Genomic DNA, 1,780 nt, shown 5'->3' on the forward strand with positions numbered 1-1,780 from the left:
ACGATCATGGTGGCACCGATGGTGATGATCATGGAGCGATGATTGAGGAAATGGAGGAAGAGGTGCCCGGAGGACATCATGCCGAGGGAGAAGATGACGACCATTGAGGCTCGGGAAAAGAGACATGCTGTTCGGCGTGGCGTGGCGTGGCGTGGGCAGGCAGCGCCCTGATTCTATGAATCCCGGGTCTAATCTCTAACCCTGGCGCTAGGGAATCGCATCGCCGAACCATCGAACGGGATGCGAAACCCCCTGTGTGTCAACCTGAATCCATACACCGGCTCAGTGAGTTAAACTCGATTTCAGAGCCCGAGGTTCAGGAGCCCTGATCATGCCTGAACCGCCATCAGAGCTGCCAGATCACCAGGTCACGCCCAACCCAAAGCTGGAAAAACTTACGCGGCGCCATTTCTCAACGGCGTACAAGCTGTGCATCCTGGCATTCTACTTGGGGTCTTACCCGTGCATTGGGTGGAACACAAGGGTGGGGTGACTCGAGGAGCGCAGCTTTCAGCCGATCGTGGCCAGGGCCGGGAACCAGTCCACCAGGATGCTGGAGAGTCTGGTGAGTGTCCCCGATACGATCAGCAACCCCATCAGGATCAGGATCACGCCCGCGACTGGTCGGGCATAGGCACTCCACTTGCCGAGACTGCCCCGATAGTGGCTGAACTTGTTGAGCAGCAGGGTGCTGGCCAGGAAGGGTATGGCCAATCCCAGCGAGTACGTCGCCAGGTAGAGCATCCCGGCCTGGGCATTGGCGGTGGTCGAGGTGGCCATCAGGATGGCGCCCAGGATCGGGCCGATGCAGGGCGTCCAGCCGATGGCGAAGGAGACACCGAAGAAGGTTGCTGCCATGGGGGAGCCCCCTCGCAACTCGGGCGACCACTGAAAGCTGCGCTGCAGGGCGGGCAGTCGGAACACGCCGGTCATGAACAGGCCGAGCACGATGACGATGCTGCCGGTGATCCAGTTGAGCTCCTGGCGATAGCCGCGGAGGAGCTGGCCGATGCTGGTGACGCCCAGGCCCAACAGGATGAAGACCACGCTGAATCCGAAGACGAAGAAGGTGCTCAGCAGCATCGCCTCGAAGCGCCGATCCGCCTTGCCGGCACTGCCGCCGGTGACCACCGACAGATAGGCGGGCAGCAGTGGCAGGGTGCAGGGCGAGAAGAACGACAGCAGCCCGCCGACGAGGGCGCCGATCAGTCCGATGGACGAGAGCGTTTCCACGAGTCACTTTCCTTAAGTGCGACGAAGCAAATGGGGTCCTTATCAGTGGCGATCCACCGATACCCGCCTTGACGATGATGGCGCGCTGTGGCCTTAGCATTAGAGACACGCTTACAGGTCCATGTCGCGATTGGCCTGCCGTTCGAAGCTCGCCATGGTGCTTTCCAGGTTCGCCTCATGAGTGGCAAGGTACTCGAGCAGCGCTTTGGCCCGTGGTTCATCCTACTGTACAGAGCAGTGTTGCAGGCATTTAGCCAGATAACCATGCAGTTGACGGGTCCAGACGATCAGGTCCTGAAAGGTTTCGACTTGCATGTTGACGTCCTCTCGTGCTCGGGGGCTACCTGGTCGGCGAAAGGCCTGCACCAAGGCGGTGGTTCGTGCAGGATACCCTTGCCGGATGCCTTGGCCCATGACTCGCATCAAGCACGGCTGGCGCAGGGTGTGAATGACCTCGATCTATCACGTGGCCTCGACTCACCGGGCTGAAGCGCCGTTGCCGCGGCATGACCCGCCATAGAGGCCCGAGAACGCCATCTCGTAGAGG

General features: G+C 60.7%; 2 protein-coding genes. One reads left to right on the forward strand and one right to left on the reverse strand.

Annotation, left to right across the window (positions count from 1 at the left end; all coding sequences use genetic code 11):
* Positions 1-510: 510 nt before the first annotated feature.
* Positions 511-1,233 (reverse strand): cytochrome c biogenesis CcdA family protein, encoded by a 723-nt coding sequence (locus ACESMD_RS02660; protein ID WP_372610090.1) that lies wholly within the window; start codon positions 1,231-1,233, stop codon positions 511-513.
* Positions 1,234-1,410: 177 nt separating this feature from the next.
* Between ACESMD_RS02660 and ACESMD_RS02665 the strand changes: the two genes are divergently transcribed.
* Positions 1,411-1,722 (forward strand): hypothetical protein, encoded by a 312-nt coding sequence (locus tag ACESMD_RS02665; RefSeq protein WP_372610092.1) that lies wholly within the window; start codon positions 1,411-1,413, stop codon positions 1,720-1,722.
* Positions 1,723-1,780: the final 58 nt, after the last annotated feature.

Origin of the sequence: Halomonas sp., from assembly GCF_041689495.1 — a bacterium.
Taxonomy (GTDB): domain Bacteria; phylum Pseudomonadota; class Gammaproteobacteria; order Pseudomonadales; family Halomonadaceae; genus Halomonas.